Raw genomic sequence first — 20,392 nt, forward strand, 5'->3', positions numbered from 1 at the left:
AGCGGGGCTTTTTTGTGCCTGATGTTTTTTGGTAGATCCTGTCGTCCCCTTCGTCAGGTGAAGGAATTGCCGCTTGCGAAACTATAATCAAGTTGCCTATAGTTTCGTGATGCGAACCCAATTCTTTGAAACCTCTTCGTTCACTGCCACCGTTGGCGATTATCTGACGGACGATGAGTATCGTTCGCTGCAAACGTATATGCAGTCGAACCCACAGGCAGGCGATGTCATGCCTCGTACAGGTGGCTTCCGCAAACTGCGCTGGGGCTTATGAATGATGGCCAGTTCTGGATGTTTGCAATTTATGACAAGGATGAGCTTGAGAATATGACTGCCGACCAAGAGAAGGCGCTCAAGAAAGCCATAGGCACAGAGTTAAAGGCACGAGGTACCCCATGAAAAAGCGCGACCTGTTTGCAGAGTTGATGCAGGGCGTTGACGAGATGGCTGCTCAGCGAGAAGGCAAGATCACGCTGCGAAATACAACGGTGGAAGACAACCCGGCTCCTGAGGTCGGCGCACAAGAAATCGTTGCGCTACGTACTAAGTTGCATATGTCCCAGGCCGTTTTTGCCAAGCGAATTCGAACCAGCCCCAGCACCCTGAGAAATTGGGAGCAGGAAAAATCCAAGCCAAATGCTCAAGCGGCATTATTGATCAGGCTGGTGGAGAAATTCCCCGATATGGTCGAGCGACTCCAAGCTGTTTGAATTGATAGCTCAATATCAAAAAGCCCCGCCTACGAGTGAAAGCGGGGCTTTTTATTGCCTGCACGATTCAGACCATCGAGGGATTCAGAGCCACGATCATGTCCACTTCTACCGGTGCGTTTTTCGGCAATTGATAAACACCGACCGTCGTCCGGGTATGCCTGCCGGCGTCGCCCAACACATGGGTGAAGACATCCGACGCACCGTTGGCCACTTCACTGAGGTCGACAAAGTCGAACGTGGATTTCACATAAACAGTGACACGAAGCACTGCCTTGACGTTTTCCAGTGAACCGACGGCGTCGCGAATCAGTGCCAGCCCGCGTATCGCACTGATACTCGCGGCTTCCTGGGCATCGGCCAAATTGAGTTCCAGCCCCACTCGGCCGGGGTACTGGATTTTGCCGTTCATTCTTGGCACCAGGCCACTGACATACAGCTCATCGTCATGCCGAAGCAGCGGCGCGTAATGCCCGCCGGCCGGGTTTTCGTCGTAGACATCGAAGCCGAGTTCTTGGGCCATCGCGAGAAAACGTTCGTCGCGGGTTATTTGCTTAATCATCTACTGCCCCTCTTGATCCATCATGCAAACCACCTGTTGATGGTAGAGACAGACGCTTCTCCTGATCAGGGCAAGTTCGTATAGAATCCAGCGAAGTTTACTGCCAGGGAGACCAATAAAATGCAGGCTCAGCGCGCCGTGATCGCCGCCATCGAGTTCCAGCCGGGAGCGCCGCTGGTGCAGCAGATTGTCGATCAGCTGTCCGTGGCGATCAGCCAGGGTGGCCTGCCGCACGGGGCCAAGTTGCCGCCGATTCGCGAACTCTCTGAATTGATGAACGTCGGTAAATCCACCGTGGTCGACGCCCTCGACCGATTGCGTGCCAAGGGATTGGTGGTCTCGCGCCAGGGCTCGGGGCATTACGTCCACCGAGCGAGCTCGCAAACCCTAGCCGCTGCTGGCCCGGATCTGCAACCACAAGACACCCTCAGCCGGGTTCGCCGTGCAGTGCTGCTCGACAACGGCGCGCTGCGTCCCGGCTGTGGATTTCTGCCCAGTTCATGGCTGCCCGCCGAAGATCTGCTCAAAGCGGTGCGCGGCACCCTTCGCGCGACGTCATTGCGCATGGGTGAATACGGTGAGGTCGGTGGTTACCGGCCGCTACGTGAGGCGTTGCGGGTGAAGTTGTCGGGCTTCGGCATCGAAGTGCCGGTGGAACAAATCATCACCACCGCTAACACCATGCAGGCCATCGACCAGTTGATGCGCCTGTTGATAAAACCTGGCGATACGGTGCTGCTCGACGACCCGTGCTACTTCAACCTGCACACCAATCTGGCGTTGCACGGTGCCAGGATCATCACCCTGCCCCGCGATTGCAATGGTCTGGATCTGGAAGCTTTAGAGCAGTTGCTGATCGCCCATCGCCCCGTGCTCTACATGACCAACAGCACCCTGCATAACCCGACCGGGCACTCGTTTTCCGCGGCACAGGTTTATCGCCTGCTGGAGTTGAGTCACCGATACGGCTTCCACATTGTTGAAGACGATCTGTACGGCGACCTCCAGCAAAGACGCACCCCACGCCTGGCCGCGAGTGGGCTGGACACCGTCAGCTACGTGTCCGGTTTCTCCAAGACCCTGTCAGCCAACAGCCGGGTCAGCTACGCCGTGTTGTCACCACAACTGGCGGCCCGAATGATCAGCCTGAAGATGAGCATCGGCGGTGTGACCTCGGAATTGGCGGAGCAGATCACCTGCACCATGCTCAGCAACGGCAGCTACGCCAAACACATCCGCCGCACAGTGGATCGTTTATATGAATCGAGCAGTCGCGTGGCGCGCTGGCTGGTGGAGGCGGGATGCTCGGTGTCGTCGGTGCCGGGTGAAGGACTGTTCATCTGGACCCGTTTGCCCAACGGATTGCATGCCGAAACCCTCGCCAACAAAGGCCTCAAAAATGACCTGGTGCTAACGCCCGGCACCATGTTGAGCAAAGCTGCCGACGCCAATAGTTTTCTGCGCTTCAATGTCGCGCACAGTGATGATCCGCAGGTGCGAGAGCGGTTTTTCCGACTGCTCGATAGCTGAGTTTTTCTGATAAACCGAGGTGCGGCTTTCGCGAGCAGGCTCGCTCCTACATTTGACCGCATTCCACTTGGAGGAACGCGGTCTTGTGTAGGAGCGGGCTTGCTCGCGAAGGGGGCAACACGGTCCACCAGACAGCCCCCAACAAAAAGCCCCGCCCTTCTCTCGAAGGCGGGGCTTTTTTTTACAGCGTCCGACGCTTAAGGCGCGTACGTCAGCAGCAGCTCGGTCGGCACTTTGAAGTCCAGGGACATCATCACGCTCAACGCGGTAATGGTGAAAATCGAGAACACAAACAGCTTGCGTGCCCAGACCGTATCATCCACTGCCTTGTAACCGGTCCAGGCCATGTACAACCAGTACATGCCCATGGCCGCGGCGACGGCGAGGTAGCTCATGCCGACGTAACCGCTGAAGGTCAGCATCAAGGTCGCCACGAGGAACGCCAGGATGTAGAGCAGAATGTGCTTCTTGGCCACTTCGATGCCGCGCTTCACGGGCAACACCGGAATCGATGCAGCCAGGTAATCGTTGAAGCGGAAAATCGCGATGGCGTAGGAATGCGGCATCTGCCACAGGCTGAACATCACCAGCAACGTCAGTGCGGCCATGTCGAAGCTGTTGGTCACAGCGACGTAGCCAATCACCGGCGGCATGGCGCCCGACAGACTGCCCACCAGCGTGCCGTGAACCGACTTGCGCTTGAGGTACAGGCTGTAGAAGCCGACGTAGATGACGAAACCGATCACCGCGAACAGCGCGGCCAGCGGGTTTGCCACCTTGTACAACAACGCAACGCCGGCAACACCCAGGACGGTCGCAAAGGCCAGGGCCAGTTTCAGGGAGATCAAGCCCTGGACCAGCACCCGGTTCTTGGTGCGTTCCATCTTCAGGTCGATGTCGCGGTCGATGCAGTTGTTGAACACACAACCGGAAGCCACCACCAGGGACGTGCCGATCATGGCGGCCAGGAATATGGCCAGATCGACATGCCCTTTCGAGGCCAGGAAAAATCCGCCCGCCACAGAAAGCACGTTACCGAAAATGATCCCCGGTTTGGTGATTTGGATAAAGTGCTTAAAGGACATCCGGACTTTCCTCAGTGCGCCATCATGACGGTGTGGATGCTGAACATGATCCACAGCGACAAGCCAACCAACAGAACGATCACCAATGCAGCGAAGACAAACGCGATCACGTTGTTACGCTGGGCAGCGGAGCGGTCCAGGTGGAGGAAGTACACCAGGTGCACGAGCACCTGGATCACTGCGAAGGCCAGTACGATCCACAGGGTCATGGCTTTTGGCAGCGACGGGTACATCACCAGGCCAAAAGGAATGATCGTCAGGATCACCGACAGGATGAAGCCGATGGCGTAAGACTTGACGCTGCCGTGGCTGTCGTCGTGGCCGTGGCCATCGTGGGAGTGTGCATTAGCCATTACAGGGTCCCCATCAGGTAAACAACGGTGAATACGCAGATCCACACCACGTCCAGGAAGTGCCAGAACAGGCTCAGGCAGCTCAGACGGGTCTTGTTGGTCGCCGTCAGGCCGTTTTTCTGCACCTGATACATCATGATCGCCATCCAGATCAGACCGCTGGTCACGTGCAGACCGTGGGTGCCGACCAGGGTGAAGAACCCGGACAGGAAGCCGCTGCGGTTAGGACCGTAGCCTTCGGAGATCAGCATGTGGAACTCGTTGATCTCCATGCCGATGAAGCCGGCACCGAACAGGAAGGTCATCGCCAGCCAGCCCAGTACCTGCGTCTTCTTGCCCTTGAACAACGCCAGCATGGCGAAGCCGTAGGTGATCGAACTGAACAACAGCAGGGCCGTTTCGCCCAGCACGTATGGCAGCTCGAAGATGTCGTGGCCCGACGGGCCACCCGCTACGTTGTTAACCAGTACCGCGTACACCGCGAAGATCGATGCAAACAAAATGCAGTCGGTCATCAGGTAGAGCCAGAAACCGAATACGGTCATCTCGCCCGAGTCGTGGTGATGGTCATCGTGCCCATGTCCATCGACATGGGTGTGTCCAGCATTGGTCACTAAGTTCGACATGGTTTAAGCCTGTTCCAACGAGGTTTCAACACGGGTGGCGGTGGCTGGGATTTTCCCGGCTGCTACCAGACGTTTGCGCTGCTCGGCTTCGGTGCGCTCGATCACGTCGACCGGCACCATATAGCCCTGGTCATCACGAGCAGCGTGGATCACGAAGTAGATCACGGTGCCGGCGAGGCCGAAGATGGCCATCCACCAGATGTGCCAGATCATCGCGAAACCGAACACGGTCAACAGAGCACCCATGACCAGACCGGTCGCGGTGTTGTTTGGCATGTGGATCGGCTCGTACTTGACCGGAGTCTGGTACGCGGTACCGTCTTCCTTGGCTTCAGTGAACGGGTCGATGCAATCGGCTTTTGGCAGTACGGCAAAGTTGTAGAACGGTGGTGGCGAGGAGGTCGACCATTCCAGCGTGTGGGCATTCCACGGGTCACCGGCTTCGCACATGTTTTCCGGTTTGTTACGGTCACGAACACTGACGTAGAGCTGGATCAGCTGGCAGGCAATACCGCAGGCGATCATGACCGCACCGAACATTGCAACGTACAGGTACGGAACCCACTCAGGGTTGGTGGTGGCGTTCAGACGACGGGTCATGCCCATGAAGCCCAGTACATAGAGCGGCATGAACGCGACGAAGAAGCCGGTGATCCAGCACCAGAACGCTGCCTTGCCCCAACCTTCGTGCAGCTTGAAGCCGAACGCTTTAGGGAAGTAGAAGGCGAAGCCGGCGATGTAGCCGAACACGGCGCCGCCGATGATCACGTTGTGGAAGTGAGCGATCACGAACAGGCTGTTGTGCAGAACGAAGTCAGCACCCGGGATGGCCAGCAGTACGCCGGTCATGCCGCCGATGGCGAAGGTCACCATGAAGCCCAGGGTCCACAGAACATGGCTGGTGATGCGCAAACGGCCCTGGTAAATGGTGAACAGCCAGTTGAATAGCTTCACCCCCGTCGGAATCGAAATCAGCATCGTCGCCAGGCCGAAGAAGGCGTTGACGTTGGCACCCGAACCCATGGTGAAGAAGTGGTGCAGCCAGACCATGAAGCCCAGGATCGAGATCGCGCCCGAGGCGTAGATCATCGAGTGGTGACCGAACAGCTTCTTGCCGGAGAAGGCCGAGATGACTTCGGAGAAGATCCCGAACGCCGGCAGAATCAGGATGTAAACCTCGGGGTGACCCCAGGCCCAGAACAGGTTCACGTACATCATCGGATTGCCACCAAGTTCATTGGTGAAAATGTGGAAATCCATGTAACGGTCAAGCGTCAGCAAAGCCAGGGTAGCGGTCAGGATCGGGAAGGAAGCGACGATCAGAACGTTGGCCCAGGTGCAGGTCCAGGTGAAGATCGGCATGTCCATCAGTTTCATGCCCGGGGTACGCATTTTCAGCACGGTGGCCAGGAAGTTGACCCCGGTCAGCGTCGTACCCAGCCCGGAAAGCTGTAGCGCCCAGATGTAGTAGTCCACACCCACGCCAGGGCTGTAGCCCAGTTCCGACAGTGGTGGATACGCAACCCAACCGGTACGGGCGAATTCGCCGACACCCAGGGACACGTTGACCAGCACCACGCCAGACATCAGCAGCCAGAAGCTCAGGGAGTTCAGGAACGGGTAGGCCACGTCACGCGCGCCGATCTGCAGAGGCACTGCAAGGTTCATCAGGCCGGTGAAGAATGGCATCGCCATGAAGATGATCATGATCACACCGTGAGCGGTGAAGATCTGGTCATAGTGTTCAGGCGGCAGGTAGCCAGGCGAACCTTCGGTGGCCATGGCCAACTGGGTACGCATCATGATGGCGTCGGCAAAACCACGCAGCAGCATGACCATGGCGACGATGATGTACATCACGCCGATTTTCTTGTGGTCGACCGAGGTCAGCCACTCGGACCACAGGTAGGTCCACTTCTTGAAATAGGTGATTGCACCGAACACGCCCAGACCGCCGAGCGCGATCATGGCGATGGTCACCATCACGATCGGTTCGTGGAACGGGACCGCTTCCCAACTTAATTTACCAAACATCGTTTACTCCTCTGCCCCGGCAGCTGAATGCGAACTCATGTCCATCCCTTCCATCTGGGCCACTTCTTTCTCTTTCTTCTCGTGATCCACTTTCGGACCCGCTTTCATGCCTTCGTACTTGTCGACGATGGTCTGGAACAGGTTCGGCGTGAACGAGGAGTAGAGCTCTACTGGATTGTTCTGGCTTGGCTTGGAAAGGGCTTCGTATTCAGCTTTTTCAAGCTGTTTAGGTGCCTTCTTGACATCACTGACCCAGGCATCGAAGTCCGCCTGAGAGGTGGCGATTGCTTTGAACTTCATGCCGGTGAAACCCGCGCCGCTGTAGTTGGCGGAGATCCCGTCGAATTCAGCATTCTCGTTGGCGATCAGGTGCAGTTTGGTCTGCATGCCCGCCATCGCGTAGATCTGGCCGCCCAGACCCGGAATGAAGAACGAGTTCATCACGGTGTCGGAGGTGATCTGGAAGTTAATTGGCGTGTTGGCCGGGAATACGATCTTGTTGACCGTGGCGATCCCTTGCTCGGGATAGATGAACAGCCACTTCCAGTCCATCGATACCACTTGAATGGTGACCGGCTTGACGTCGGATTCCAGTGGCTTGTACGGGTCCAGGGCGTGGGTCGACTTGTAGGTGACATAACCCAGGGCAATGATGATCAGCACTGGAATTGCCCACACCGCGATTTCAATCTTGGTGGAGTGCGACCACTTCGGCGTGTACACGGCGTCGGTGTTGGAGGCGCGATATTTCCAGGCGAACAGGAAGGTCATGACGATGACCGGTACCACGACAAGAAGCATCAGCAGCGTTGCGGTGATGATCAGGTTTCGCTCGTCCAGGCCAACCTGGCCCTTGGGATCGAGCAAGGTCATGTTGCAGCCTCCCAGCAACAGTGTGCCGAGCAGCGGCAATAAGCCTAGTAGTCTGGGGTACCTGTTTTTACTCATCTCACGACCTCTAAAGCAGCTTGCGCAATGCAGTTGGGTTTTGATCGCCAACACTTCACCCTGCCAAGGGTTGGCATTTTTCTTGGATTGAATAAGGGCTGCCCGTCGCGCGTCAGACGCTGCTCGACAAATCCTGGGCCAGCGGTAAGTTCTTATTCGATTTCGTGGTCAAAGGCCTTGTTACAGACCAATTCCATTTGGTGCGGATAGTTGGAAGGCTCCGACACCAGGGAGTCGCATGAAGCGTTCAAGCCCCTCGACGCCCTACTTTCTGCTCATGCACCTGAGTAAGGGTGAGCAGTGCCGGGATTTCAGTGCGGGCGATTGTAGATATGTAACGATTCATAAACCATGTCTCATCTCGAAATAATTTCTATCCATTCCAGCAACAATCATTAACCCATTTCGCAAAAACGCGGCATGTTATAGAAATTGATTCTCAACAAAAACACCAAAAATAGTAGGTCTACCTTGCGCAGTTCAGACAGCTTCGAGGCCCCCACCCCCGGCGCCATCATTGCGCAACCCCCTATGCGACAAGGGCTCTGGCGATTCGCCAGCCCCTGTTAAAACTGCCTGCTTCATCATTTTCAGGGTGACATGATGAACCACCGAAACAGTCCAATTTTGTTGTCTTGTCCTGCGTCAATTAATCCTCTTGAAACGCCTTGCGACACTCCCGCTGTGACAACGTGTCGCACACGTGTCGCACCCCTGATTGCCGCGCATCCCGGTCTTTTTACCTGACCTCTAAAATGCAAAACGCCCCGACCCTCTCAACGAGGGCCGGGGCGTTTTTATGGATGACGCAGCGGTGCGGCGAACCGCCTCAGCGCAGCGTTTTACGGTTACGCGAGGTCAGCAACGGCACCAGAATCACGATCAGCACGAACGACACCAGCGCCCATTGCGCCAGCGACAAACCGAGGATCGGCGGGTACGGCGTGGAACAGAAACCATCCACCTGGAAGCCCAGCGGGAAGATCTTCGCCAGCGGCAAACCATCGACTATCGGTTGCAACACGTCGATGCCGCAGCTGACCGCAGGATAGAACTGGGTGTAGACGTGATGCCCGGCGACCGCTGTGCCTGCAATGGCACAGATGACCACCAGCGTCTCGAACAGCGTGATGCTGCGACGGGTGCGCGTTGCCGCGCCGATAAAGGCAAACACCGCGATCAGCAGCAACGCGTAGCGCTGGAGGATGCACAGTGGGCACGGAGCCTCGCCCAGCGCAATTTGCATGTACAACGCACCGCCAATCAGTGCCAGGCAGATGATGCCCAGTAACACCAGATAGCGCCGTTCGCGCCCCAATCGCATTGTTTCCTCGCTCATCGCGTTTCCCTTTTAGATAGCAGTTGCCGCCAGTCTACACGCAGGCTCTGAGGTTTGAGAGCCTGGCGCGTGCCGGTGGATTTGGGGGAATAAACGATAAACCGGTTAAGAAGGGATTAACTTTTCGAACTGTAATCAAGAATTGAGATCGTGGTGCGGCCATCGCGAGCAGGCTCACTCCTACATAGGATTGGTGTGAACACACAATTTGTGTGCACCCAAATCCCCTGTAGGAGTGAGCCTGCTCGCGATGAAGGCGACTCGGTCTCCCGAGTCGCCACACACAGTTACTCCAGCGCCGCAGCCGGCCCAAAGAACTCATAGCGGCTTTGCTTCTCCGGAACCCCCAAGGCCTTGAGGTGACGTTTGACCGCGGCCATGAACCCTTTAGGCCCCAGGAAGTAAGCATCCAGGTCACGCTGCTCGGGCAACCACTCGCCCAATTGTTCCTGACTCAACAACCCGACCTTGTGCGCAGCAGCACTGACACCGTCATCTTCGTCATAGCAATAGAAGCGCTTGAGTTGCGGATGACGCTCAGCCAACCCATCGATCCAGTCGCGGAAAGCGTGCACGCTGCCGTTACGCGAGCAGTGGATAAAATGCACCGGGCGCTCGGTGGCCAATGCAGCTTCGAGCATTGCCAGCGTCGGGGTGATGCCAACGCCGCCGCTGATCAACACCAGCGGTTTGTCGCTGGCCGTCAGGGTGAAGTCGCCCGATGGCGGGAACAACTGAATGCTCGAACCGACCTGCAGGTGATCGTGCAAGTGATTAGACGCACGCCCACCGGTTTCACGTTTGACGCTGATGCGGTAGTGGCCCTTGTTCGCCAGCGCCGACAGCGAGTAGTTGCGACGAATCTCTTCGCCATCAAGGATCAGTTTCATGCCGATGTACTGGCCAGGCTCCGCCGCAAGGATCGGGCCTTTGTCGGCAGGTTCGAAGTAGAACGAGGTGATTTCCGCGCTTTCCTCGACCTTGGCCGCGACGATGAATTCCCGCGCCCCGCGCCAGCCACCGGGCGCTTGTTCTTTTTGGTCGTAAATGCTGCCTTCAGCGCCGATCAATATCTCGGCGAGTTGACCATACGCGGCACCCCAGGCCGCAATAACCTCAGGGGTGGCGATTTCTTCGCCCAGCACTTCGGCGATCGCGCGCAGCAGGCAGCTGCCGACAATCGGGTAGTGTTCCGGCAGGATTTGCAGGGCCACGTGCTTGTTGATGATCTTGGCCACCAGGTCGCCCAACTGGTCGAGTTGGTCGATGTGCCGTGCGTACATCAAGACACCGTTGGCCAGTGCGCGTGGCTGATCACCGCTGGCCTGGTGAGCCTGGTTGAACAGCGGGCGGACTTCAGGGTATTCGGAGAGCATCATGCGGTAGAAGTGCGTAATCAACGCTTCGCCGCCGCTTTCCAGCAGTGGCACGGTGGATTTGACGATGGCACGGTCTTGAACGCTAAGCATAAGGACGACTCCGGAGCTTTATGTGTATTTCCTTAGACATATCAGTTTCCATGCCAAAACTATAATCGTTATAAATCAATAATTTAAAAACATAGTAGTCATATCGACACGGGCTGTTTTATAGTCTTAACGACTACATGGAGTCACTATGACTGCAAAACCCTTGCTCACCGCCCTGCTGCCTCTGGTCTCGGACCTGTCCCGCGAACTGCCTGAAGGCGAGCGCTATCGACGCCTGCTCGAAGCCATGCGCGCCCTGCTTCCCTGTGATGCTGCTGCCCTGTTGCGCCTTGATGGCGAATGGCTGGTGCCGCTGGCAGTCGACGGGTTGAGCACAGACACTCTGGGCCGGCGCTTCAAAGTCAGCGAACACCCGCGCTTCGAAGCATTGCTCAGCAGCCAAGGCCCGACCCGCTTCGCCGCCAACAGCGACCTGCCGGACCCTTACGACGGACTGGTCGAAGGCCTCGACGATCATCTGGAAGTCCACGACTGCATGGGTTGCCCGCTGTTTATCGACGAGCGCCCATGGGGTTTGTTGACCCTCGATGCCCTCAACCCGGAACAATTTCAGCCCATCGAACTGGATGCGCTGCAAGCCTTTGCCAGCCTCGCTGCGGCCACGGTGAATGCCGCCGAGCGCATCGAGCGCCTGGCCAATCGCGCCGAAGACGAACACCAGCGCGCCGAGGTTTACCGTCAGGCCAGCGGTCAGCAGGACCGTGAAATGATCGGCCAGAGCAAGGCGCACAAACGCTTGGTGGAAGAAATCAGCCTGGTAGGCGGCAGTGACCTGACGGTGCTGATCACCGGTGAAACCGGAGTCGGCAAGGAACTGGTTGCGCAGGCGATTCATGCCGCTTCTGCGCGGGCCGACAAACCGATCATCAGCCTTAACTGCGCGGCCCTGCCGGACACCTTGGTCGAGAGTGAGTTGTTCGGCCACGTGCGTGGCGCGTTCACCGGCGCGACGAATGATCGTCGCGGCAAGTTCGAACTGGCCAACGGCGGCACGCTGTTTCTCGATGAAGTCGGCGAACTGTCGCTGACGGTGCAAGCCAAGCTGCTGCGCGTCCTGCAAAGCGGGCAATTGCAGCGACTGGGTTCGGACAAGGAACACCAAGTGGACGTGCGCCTGATCGCGGCGACTAATCGCGACCTGGCCGAGGAAGTGCGTAATGGGCGCTACCGTGCCGACTTCTACCACCGTTTGAGCGTTTACCCCTTGCTGGTACCGGCGCTGCGCGATCGCGGACGGGATGTATTGCTGCTCAGCGGCTTCTTCCTGGAGCAAAACCGCTCGCGCATGGGCCTCAACAGCCTGCGCTTGAACAGCGATGCACAGGCCGCATTGATGGCCTACAACTGGCCGGGGAATGTGCGGGAGCTGGAGCATTTGATTGGCCGAAGTGCGCTCAAAGCGCTGGGCAACTGCAAGGACCGACCGAAGATTCTCAGCTTGAGCGCTGCGGACCTGGATTTGCCCACGGGCCACGTCGAGGCCATTAGCGAGCAGCCAGTGGCCAGCCCTGTGGTGCTGGTGTCTGGTGATTTGCGTGAAGCCACCGAGAACTACCAGCGGCAATTGATCAGTGCTTGCCTGGAGCGGCACCACAACAACTGGGCGAGTGCGGCGCGTGAGCTGGGCCTGGATCGGGCGAATCTCGGGCGCATGGCCAAAAGACTGGGGATGAAATAACTCGGTCCCTGTAGCAGCTGCCGAGCCTGCGAGGCTGCGTTCGAGGACGCAGTCCTCGCCAATCCATCGGCTGCGTTGTATCTGATACATCCGGGATTCAGGGTTTACGGCTGCTTCGCAACCGGACGCAGCCTCGCAGGCTCGGCAGCTGCTACAAAGCATGCATTCACCGGTGTGCGACGCAAAGCCCCTAAAGCCTGCCCGCTACAAGTCGATAACCCGATATCGGTAGTTGTGGGCCATCCCGCAACCACCCATCACCTTTTCCACAGAAGGTTTTTATGTCTTCCACCAAAGCCCGCGCAGATTCACTTTCGCTTCTGCTGTTTACCTTGCGCAGCGGCAAGCTGATGGCGATCAACCTGCTGAAAGTCAGCGAAATCATCCCCTGCCCGCCGCTGACCAGGCTGCCGGAGTCGCATCCCCACGTCAAAGGCATCGCCACCCTGCGTGGCGCGTCGTTGTCGGTGATCGACCTGAGCCGTGCCATCGGCGAGCGCCCGCTGGAAGACCCGAACGGTGGCTGCCTGATCGTCACCGACGTCAGTCGCTCGAAGCAGGGCCTGCATGTTCAAGCCGTGAGCAAGATCGTTCACTGCCTGACCTCCGACATTCGCCCGCCACCCTTCGGTTCCGGCGGCGTGCGCTCGTACATCACCGGCGTGACCTCGGTCGACGGCACTCTGGTGCAGGTGCTGGACATCGAAAAAGTCATCCACGGCATCGCGCCAGCACAGATCGAAACCGCCCCGACCGAACTGAGCATGGAAGACGCCGAAATCTTGGGCAGTGCCCGCATTCTGGTGGTTGATGACAGCCAGGTCGCCTTGCAACAATCCGTGCACACCCTGCGCAACCTCGGCCTGCAATGCCACACCGCGCGCAGCGCCAAGGAAGCGATCGACTGCCTGCTCGACCTGCAAGGCACGGCCCAACAGATCAACCTGATCGTCTCGGACATCGAAATGTCAGAGATGGATGGCTACGCCTTCACCCGCACCCTGCGCGAAACGCCAGACTTCTCGCACCTGTATGTGCTGCTGCACACATCCCTGGACAGCACGATGAACAGCGAAAAAGCACGCCTGGCCGGGGCTAACGCAGTGCTGACCAAATTCTCTTCGCCAGAATTGACCAAATGCCTGATCGAGGCGGCCAAGGCCGTCGCTGAACAAGGTCATTGAGAGATGGCCGAGGGCTTTTGTTTTTTGATGCGGCGCAACCTCGCGGAGGCTGTGCCAGAGATCACTTGGCCTCAAGGGATTGTCCTCACCCAGTACCGCCCTGAATCGGCAGAAGCTATTCATCGTTTGATGGAACAGGGGTTTCAGGACGGTGGCGGCCGCGTGCCAGTGCTGAAGGTGTGGCAACAGCGGTTTGAAACCGACCCGGAATACGATCCCACCCTTTGTTTCATTGCGCTGGATGCCGATGGGATCGTCGGTGTGTGCCAGTGCTGGACCAGCGCCTACATCAAAAACCTGGTGGTGCATCCGCGGGCGCAACGCCTCGGGCTTGGCCGCGCATTGCTGCTACAGGCGTTCAACGTCTTTAAGCAACGCCGGGAAGGATTTGTCGATTTGAAAGTATTGGAAGACAACCTTCGGGCGCAGCGGTTGTATGAACGTGCCGGGATGTATATCGTCCGCCGGGAACCGGTTCCAGCCTGATACACCGCCTTCGTCGGAACGCCGCCCGGAGCCGGCTCGCTCCCACAGTGGATCTATGTTGTACGCAGATCAAGTGTGGGAGCGAGCCTGCTCGCGATGAGGCCCGCAATACCCACATCAAACCCTCAGGCATACTCGGCCCATAAAAGCCCAACGGATGCCTGAACCATGAAAGCCGCTACGCTGACCTTCCTCTGCGTCACAGCCCTCGCCTCCCAGGCCCAAGCCTCCAGCCCTGACGCTTGGGCGACCTACGACAAAGCGGTGCTCGCCAGCTGCACCAAGGCAAGCGGTCTGAAAAATGCCAAACCGATCGGCAACGCTGCGCAGTTCGATGATCGGGTCGGCTACACCGCCCTCCTGTTGCAAGGCCAATACCCGCAAAAACACATGAAAGGCCAGCAAGGCACAGAGCTGTGCCTCTACAACAAGCAGACAAAAACCGCCTACGTGACCGAATGGGACTCCATCCGCTCGACCGCCAAGACCCAGCTTCAACGCTGAGCGGTGCGGTGACATTCTGTCGCCGCTTTACGCCTCCACATATGACCCGGCGATCAATGAATACAACGTTTTCCTGCGTAGGTTGCGGCAAATGCTGCAATGACCATCATGTCCCCCTGACCCTGGCGGAAGCCCGGATGTGGGCGGCCGATGGAGGTCAAGTGATCGTGCTGGTCGAGGGCTTTTTGGGTAACGGCCTGGGCCTGCCCGTGCAGCAACGCGAACACGCCGAACGCCGTTCGGTAGTGGTTCGAAGCGGCACGTCCGAGGCGTATGTAGCGATCACCTTTGCCGCTTATAACGTCGGTCCCTGCCGGAATCTTGACGAAGACAACCTGTGCCGCATCTACGAACGCCGACCGTTGGTGTGCCGCATATACCCCGCGGAGATCAACCCGCACATCATGCTGAACACAGCGATCAAGGACTGCCCGCCTGAGTCATGGGAACAAGGCCCGGACTTGATCATCAGCGGCGAGTTAGTGGATCAGGAACTGGCGGGGTTGATCCAGCGTTCTCGTCAGGCGGATCGCGATGACGTTCGGGCCAAGGATGCGATTTGCGGGTTGCTGGGGATTCGGACGACAGCGCTGAAGGGAGATGGGTTTACCGCTTATCTGCCTGACATGACGGTGTTTGCCACGGTCATCGACCAGGTGTCAACGCAACCGCTGGCGGCATCGGAAAGTGACTGGTTGTTTCATGTTTCGGGGGAAGACATTGCCGGGAAAGTTCAGGCTGCGGGGGCGCAAGTGGCGACTGATGCGCCGGAGAACTATGCGTTTATTTCGTTGCGGGCGGCTTGATTCAAGAGAGATGTCGTCGGGTATGACCCCATCGCGAGCAGGCTCGCTCCCACAGTTGAAATTCACAGGTCACAGATGTTGTGTACGACGAAGATCCACTGTGGGAGCGAGCCTGCTCGCGATGACGATCGATCAGGCACCGGAGAAACTGAAACTCAGCGCTTACCCATCGAACGACGAGTCCCCGGAGGTGCTGCGCCCGGGGTCTTGGTATGGCCATTCTTCGCACCATTCTTGTACCAAGGCTGGCTAGCGTTCTTCGCCGCGGCCAACTCACCCGGTTTGAACGGGAACTTGAACGCCGGGATCGCGGCTTTGGTTTCGCTGTCTGCGCTGGAGTCGACGCTGTCTGGCAGGTCTGCCTGGTCGTCGCTCAAAGCGTCGGCAACCGGCGGTTGTGTCGGGGAAGTCATGAAAGCTCCGGGTGATGCAATAGAGTCGGGCCCGGTCAGCGAGCCGCGAAAGGCGGCAGTATACCTGTGTCGAGAGCTGCAAGCTTCACGCGACAAGTGAGTCCGTCGGGTTTTGTGTTGACTGGTACACCGCCATCGCGAGCAAGCTCAGCTCCTACAAAGACAGCGCTGTACCTGTAGGAGCCGAGCTTGCTCCGGGCGGCGTTCCGACGATGAACGATAACACCGTCAACCTGAAGAAACCGTCCGCAACGGATCCAAACGCCCAAACTGACAACCCCGTCAGTTACCAGTCACCCTCCTGACGGGCTGACAGGGTTATAAAGAGGGTATAAATCTGAAAATACCCAAACCCTTTAGCCCGGCGCCCCACTCGCATGCGAATTCAAAAAAAACCCGCCTTGATCGCAGGTCTGCTAATTGCCTTGGCAGCGCTGGGCACGTGGTATGTCACCAAGCCCGCCACAGCCAAACTCGCCGCCCCTACCGCGATTCCGGTGCGCGTGGTCAATGTCGTTGAAAAAGACGTGCCGCGTTATATCAGCGGCATCGGTTCGGTGCTGTCCTTGCACAGCGTCGTGGTGCGCCCGCAGATCGACGGCATTCTCACCAAAATCCTGGTCAAGGAAGGCCAACTGGTGAACAAAGGTGACCTGCTGGCCACCATCGATGACCGCTCGATCCGCGCCAGCCTCGATCAGGCCCGCGCTCAACTGGGCGAAAACCAGGCGCAGTTGCAAGTGGCACTGGTCAACCTCAAGCGTTACAAGTTGCTGAGTGTCGACGACGGGGTTTCCAAACAGACCTACGACCAGCAACAAGCGCTGGTCAATCAACTCAAGGCCACCGCGCAAGGCAATCAGGCGTCAATCGACGCCGCTCAGGTGCAACTCTCCTACACGCAGATTCACTCCCCGGTCAGTGGTCGCGTCGGTATTCGTACAGTGGATGAAGGCAACTTCCTGCGCATGACCGATGCCCAAGGCCTGTTCACCGTGACGCAGATCGACCCGATTGCCGTCGAGTTCTCCCTGCCGCAGCACATGCTGCCGACCCTCCAAGGGCTGATCGGCGACCCGCAACGCGCAAAGGTAAAAGCCTACATTGGCGCCGACACCGACGGTGAAACCGGCAACCTGCTGGGCGAAGGTCACTTGACCCTGATCGATAACCAGATCAACGCCAACACCGGGACCATCCGCGCCAAGGCCGAATTCAACAACCCAGGGCAGAAACTCTGGCCGGGCCTGCTGGTGACGGTAAAAATTCAGACAGCCCTGGAGAAAGATGCCCTGGTGGTGCCGCCCACCGTCGTACAACGGGGTCTCGATCAACACTTCGTGTACCGGGTCAACGGTGACAGGGTTGAAGCCGTCACCGTGCAGGTGGTTTCGCAAGGCAGCGGCCAGGACATCATCAAAGGCGTAAAACCGGGCGATGTGCTGGTCACTGATGGCCAGTCGCGGCTCAAGCCGGGGTCGACCGTGCAGGTGCTGACCGAACCGCCACAGGTGGTGCAATCGGAGTCGAAGCCATGAAGGGCCACGGCTCGATCTCGGCCTGGTGCATCGATCACCCGGTCGCCACCCTCCTGCTGACCTTTGCCCTGGTGCTGCTCGGCGCCATCGCCTTTCCGCGTCTGTCGATTGCGCCGCTGCCGGAAGCCGAATTCCCGACCATTCAGGTGGCCGCGCAACTACCCGGTGCCAGCCCGGAAACCATGGCGTCGTCGGTGGCCACGCCGCTTGAAGTGCAATTCAGTTCCATTCCCGGTGTGACCCAAATGACATCGAGCAGCGCCTTGGGCTCGACCATCCTGATCCTGCAATTCACCCTCGACAAAAGCATCGACACCGCCGCCCAGGAAGTCCAGGCCGCGATCAACACCGCTGCCGGCAAACTGCCCAAGGACATGCCCAACCTGCCGACCTGGCGCAAGGTCAACCCGGCTGACAGCCCGGTGCTGATCCTCAGCGTCAACTCCACGCAAATGCCCGGCACCGAGCTCAGCGACCTGGTGGAAACCCTGCTGTCGCGTCAGATCAGCCAGATCGAAGGCGTAGGCCAAACCAACATTACCGGTCAGCAACGTCCGGCGATTCGCGTTCAAGCCTCGGCGGACAAACTGGCGGCCATCGGCCTGACCCTCGCCGACATTCGCCTGGCCCTCCAGAACACCAGCCTCAACCTGGCCAAAGGTGCGTTATACGGCGAGTCGAGCATTTCGACGCTGTCGACCAACGACCAGCTATTTCACCCCGAGGAATACAGCCAACTCATCGTTTCCTACAAGGACGGCGCCCCGGTTCATCTGAGGGATGTCGCCAAAGTCGTCAACGGTTCGGAAGATGCCTACATTCAGGCCTGGGCCGACGGTAAGCCCGGGGTGAACCTGGTGATTTTCCGGCAACCGGGGGCGAACATCGTCGAGACCGTGGACCGCATTCAAGCCGCACTGCCCACACTGAAAGCCATGCTCCCCGCCTCGGTTCAGGTCAACGTGCTGGTCGACCGCACCCAGACCATCCGTGCGTCCTTGCATGAAGTGGAAATCACCCTGCTGATCGCGATCCTGCTGGTGGTGGCGGTGATGGCGCTGTTCCTGCGCCAATGGTCGGCGACCCTGATTGTGTCCGCAGTGCTGGGCGTTTCCCTGATCGCAAGTTTCGCCCTGATGTACATCATGGGCTTCAGCCTGAACAACCTGACCCTGGTGGCGATTGTGGTGGCGGTGGGGTTTGTGGTCGACGATGCGATTGTGGTGGTGGAGAACATTCACCGACATCTTGAAGCCGGCGACGGCATGCGCGAAGCGGCGATCAAGGGCGCCGGCGAGATTGGTTTTACCGTGGTCTCGATCAGTTTCTCGCTGGTGGCGGCGTTTATTCCGCTGCTGTTCATGGGCGGCGTGGTCGGGCGGTTGTTCAAGGAATTCGCCCTCACCGCCACTTCAACCATCATGATTTCGGTCGTGGTGTCGCTGACGCTGGCGCCAACCCTGGCCGCGCTGTTCATGCGTGCGCCGGTGCATCACGCCCACAGCAAACCCACGTTCGGCGAACGCTTGCTGGCCGGCTACGAAAAATTGCTGCGCCGCGCCCTCGCCCATCAGAAATTGATGATCGGTGTGTTCGGACTTTCCCTGTGCCTGGCCATCGCCGGTTACATCTTCATTCCCAAGGGCTTCTTCCCTGTACAGGACACCGGGTTTGTCCTCGGTACGACCGAAGCTGCCGCCGATATTTCCTACGGCGACATGGTGAAAAAACACTTGGCGATGGCCGAAATCGTCGCGGCGGATCCCGCAGTCGCGGCATTTTCCCACTCGGTCGGTGTGTCCGGCAGCAACCAGACCATCGCCAACGGCCGCTTCTGGATCTCCCTGAAAAAGCGCGGCGACCGCGACGTTTCGGCCAGTCAGTTCATCGACCGGATTCGTCCGCAACTGATGAAGGTTCCGGGCATCGTGTTGTACCTGCGCGCAGGCCAGGACATCAACCTCAGCTCAGGCCCGAGCCGTGCGCAGTACCAATACGTGCTCAAGAGCAACGACGGCGCGACCCTCAGCACCTGGACCCAGCGGCTGACGGAAAAACTGCGCAGCAACCCGGCGTTCCGCGACATTTCCAACGACCTGCAACTGGGCGGCAGCATCACCCACATCAGCATCGACCGCAGCGCCGCGGCGCGTTTCGGCCTGACCGCCAGTGATGTCGACGAAGCGCTGTACGATGCGTTTGGTCAGCGCCAGGTCAATGAATTCCAGACCCAGATCAACCAATACAACGTGATTCTGGAACTGGACACCAAGCAACGCGGCAAGGCCGAAAGCCTCAACTATTTCTACCTGCGCTCGCCGTTGAGCGGGGAAATGGTGCCACTGTCGGCACTGGCAAAATTTGACGCACCCACGGTCGGCCCGCTGTCCATTGCCCATGACGGCATGTTCCCGGCCGCCAACTTGTCGTTCAACCTCGCGCCCGGCGTGGCGTTGGGCGATGCGGTGATCATGCTCAACCAGGCCAAGGTCGACATCGGCATGCCGGCGGCCATGAGCGGCAACTTCCAGGGTGCGGCGCAGGCATTCCAGAGCTCACTGGCCAGCCAGCCGTGGCTGATTCTGGCGGCGCTGGTGGCGGTGTACATCATTCTCGGCGTGCTCTACGAGAGCTTCGTGCATCCGCTGACCATTATCTCGACGCTGCCCTCGGCGGGGCTCGGAGCGGTGATCATGCTGTGGATTTGCGGCCAGGACTTTTCGATCATGGCGTTGATCGGGCTGGTGCTGCTGATCGGTATCGTCAAGAAAAACGGCATCTTGATGATCGACTTCGCGCTCGACGCCCAGCGCAACCGTGGCTTGCCGCCTGAAGAAGCGATCTTCGAGGCCTGTATTACACGGTTCCGCCCGATCATCATGACCACCCTCGCCGCACTGCTCGGCGCACTGCCGTTGATGCTCGGTTACGGCACCGGCGCCGAACTGCGCCAGCCATTGGGCATCGCGGTGGTCGGCGGCCTGCTGGTGAGCCAGGCGCTGACGCTGTTCACCACTCCAGTCATATACTTGTGGCTTGAGCGGCTATTCCATCGACCTAAACCTGCACCGATTTCGGCGCTGGCGACCACAGACTGAGGCGGGGT

At 58.6% G+C, this 20,392-nt stretch carries 18 protein-coding genes and 1 pseudogene; 10 read left to right on the forward strand and 9 right to left on the reverse strand.

Annotation, left to right across the window (positions count from 1 at the left end; all coding sequences use genetic code 11):
• The first annotated feature begins 109 nt into the window (after window positions 1-109).
• Window positions 110-399, forward strand: a pseudogene (locus tag AC1DWM_RS04710) (toxin).
• Window positions 396-710, forward strand: a complete 315-nt coding sequence (locus tag AC1DWM_RS04715) for a helix-turn-helix domain-containing protein (RefSeq protein ID WP_140668471.1) — start codon at window positions 396-398, stop codon at window positions 708-710. The pseudogene AC1DWM_RS04710 and the gene AC1DWM_RS04715 overlap by 4 nt, the downstream one beginning before the upstream one ends.
• Before the next feature lie 67 nt (window positions 711-777).
• Here AC1DWM_RS04715 and AC1DWM_RS04720 read toward each other — a convergent pair whose 3' ends face one another.
• A complete protein-coding gene (locus tag AC1DWM_RS04720) occupies window positions 778-1,272 on the reverse strand; it encodes a RidA family protein (protein WP_477794723.1) in 495 nt (164 codons plus the stop codon).
• 120 nt (window positions 1,273-1,392) lie between these two features.
• On the opposite strand from AC1DWM_RS04720, the gene AC1DWM_RS04725 reads away from it, so the two are divergent.
• The gene (locus tag AC1DWM_RS04725; RefSeq protein ID WP_477794724.1) at window positions 1,393-2,802 is read left to right on the forward strand and encodes an aminotransferase-like domain-containing protein; all 1,410 of its coding nucleotides are present in this window, start codon (window positions 1,393-1,395) and stop codon (window positions 2,800-2,802) included.
• 197 nt (window positions 2,803-2,999) lie between these two features.
• On the opposite strand, the gene cyoE is transcribed toward AC1DWM_RS04725, so the two are convergent.
• The 7 genes from cyoE to hmpA form a co-directional block, all read right to left on the reverse strand.
• Entirely contained in the window at window positions 3,000-3,887 is an 888-nt protein-coding gene (cyoE, locus tag AC1DWM_RS04730) for a heme o synthase (RefSeq protein ID WP_477794725.1), read from the reverse strand.
• Window positions 3,888-3,898: 11 nt separating this feature from the next.
• Window positions 3,899-4,240 carry a cytochrome o ubiquinol oxidase subunit IV gene (cyoD, locus tag AC1DWM_RS04735; RefSeq protein WP_027922712.1) on the reverse strand — a complete coding sequence of 114 codons (342 nt, stop codon included), beginning with the start codon at window positions 4,238-4,240 and terminating at the stop codon, window positions 3,899-3,901.
• Window positions 4,240-4,866 carry a cytochrome o ubiquinol oxidase subunit III gene (locus AC1DWM_RS04740; RefSeq protein WP_223518646.1) on the reverse strand — a complete coding sequence of 209 codons (627 nt, stop codon included), beginning with the start codon at window positions 4,864-4,866 and terminating at the stop codon, window positions 4,240-4,242. The genes cyoD and AC1DWM_RS04740 overlap by 1 nt, the downstream gene beginning before the upstream one ends.
• A 3-nt stretch (window positions 4,867-4,869) precedes the next feature.
• Window positions 4,870-6,900: a cytochrome o ubiquinol oxidase subunit I gene (gene cyoB / locus AC1DWM_RS04745; RefSeq protein WP_223518645.1), complete on the reverse strand. Its 2,031-nt coding sequence runs from the start codon at window positions 6,898-6,900 to the stop codon at window positions 4,870-4,872.
• A 3-nt stretch (window positions 6,901-6,903) separates the two neighbouring features.
• Window positions 6,904-7,848, reverse strand: a complete 945-nt coding sequence (cyoA, locus tag AC1DWM_RS04750) for a ubiquinol oxidase subunit II (protein WP_477794726.1) — start codon at window positions 7,846-7,848, stop codon at window positions 6,904-6,906.
• Between the two features lie 829 nt (window positions 7,849-8,677).
• Entirely contained in the window at window positions 8,678-9,187 is a 510-nt protein-coding gene (locus AC1DWM_RS04755) for a disulfide bond formation protein B (RefSeq protein WP_223518633.1), read from the reverse strand.
• A gap of 287 nt (window positions 9,188-9,474) precedes the next feature.
• Window positions 9,475-10,656 carry an NO-inducible flavohemoprotein gene (gene hmpA, locus AC1DWM_RS04760; RefSeq protein WP_223518632.1) on the reverse strand — a complete coding sequence of 394 codons (1,182 nt, stop codon included), beginning with the start codon at window positions 10,654-10,656 and terminating at the stop codon, window positions 9,475-9,477.
• A gap of 148 nt (window positions 10,657-10,804) precedes the next feature.
• Here hmpA and norR point away from each other — a divergent pair, with 148 nt between their 5' ends.
• The 5 genes from norR to AC1DWM_RS04785 all read left to right on the forward strand — a co-directional run bounded on the left by norR (window position 10,805) and on the right by AC1DWM_RS04785 (window position 15,335).
• On the forward strand, window positions 10,805-12,355 hold the full coding sequence (gene norR, locus AC1DWM_RS04765; protein ID WP_477794727.1) for a nitric oxide reductase transcriptional regulator NorR: 1,551 nt from the start codon (window positions 10,805-10,807) through the stop codon (window positions 12,353-12,355).
• A 281-nt stretch (window positions 12,356-12,636) separates the two neighbouring features.
• Entirely contained in the window at window positions 12,637-13,539 is a 903-nt protein-coding gene (locus AC1DWM_RS04770; protein ID WP_223518630.1) for a chemotaxis protein CheV, read from the forward strand.
• Between the two features lie 27 nt (window positions 13,540-13,566).
• Window positions 13,567-14,025, forward strand: coding sequence for a GNAT family N-acetyltransferase (locus tag AC1DWM_RS04775; protein WP_223518680.1), 459 nt, complete (start codon window positions 13,567-13,569; stop codon window positions 14,023-14,025).
• Window positions 14,026-14,193: 168 nt separating this feature from the next.
• Window positions 14,194-14,529 (forward strand): hypothetical protein, encoded by a 336-nt coding sequence (locus AC1DWM_RS04780; RefSeq protein ID WP_223518628.1) that lies wholly within the window; start codon window positions 14,194-14,196, stop codon window positions 14,527-14,529.
• 56 nt (window positions 14,530-14,585) lie between these two features.
• The gene (locus AC1DWM_RS04785; RefSeq protein ID WP_223518623.1) at window positions 14,586-15,335 is read left to right on the forward strand and encodes a YkgJ family cysteine cluster protein; all 750 of its coding nucleotides are present in this window, start codon (window positions 14,586-14,588) and stop codon (window positions 15,333-15,335) included.
• A gap of 155 nt (window positions 15,336-15,490) precedes the next feature.
• On the opposite strand, the gene AC1DWM_RS04790 is transcribed toward AC1DWM_RS04785, so the two are convergent.
• Window positions 15,491-15,748, reverse strand: coding sequence for a hypothetical protein (locus AC1DWM_RS04790; protein WP_007905458.1), 258 nt, complete (start codon window positions 15,746-15,748; stop codon window positions 15,491-15,493).
• Between the two features lie 377 nt (window positions 15,749-16,125).
• Between AC1DWM_RS04790 and AC1DWM_RS04795 the strand changes: the two genes are divergently transcribed.
• Window positions 16,126-17,286, forward strand: a complete 1,161-nt coding sequence (locus tag AC1DWM_RS04795) for an efflux RND transporter periplasmic adaptor subunit (RefSeq protein WP_477794728.1) — start codon at window positions 16,126-16,128, stop codon at window positions 17,284-17,286.
• On the forward strand, window positions 17,283-20,384 hold the full coding sequence (locus AC1DWM_RS04800; RefSeq protein WP_223518621.1) for a multidrug efflux RND transporter permease subunit: 3,102 nt from the start codon (window positions 17,283-17,285) through the stop codon (window positions 20,382-20,384). The genes AC1DWM_RS04795 and AC1DWM_RS04800 overlap by 4 nt, the downstream gene beginning before the upstream one ends.
• Window positions 20,385-20,392 lie beyond the last annotated feature (8 nt).

It is taken from the genome of Pseudomonas sp. P4_C8 (genome assembly GCF_056401975.1).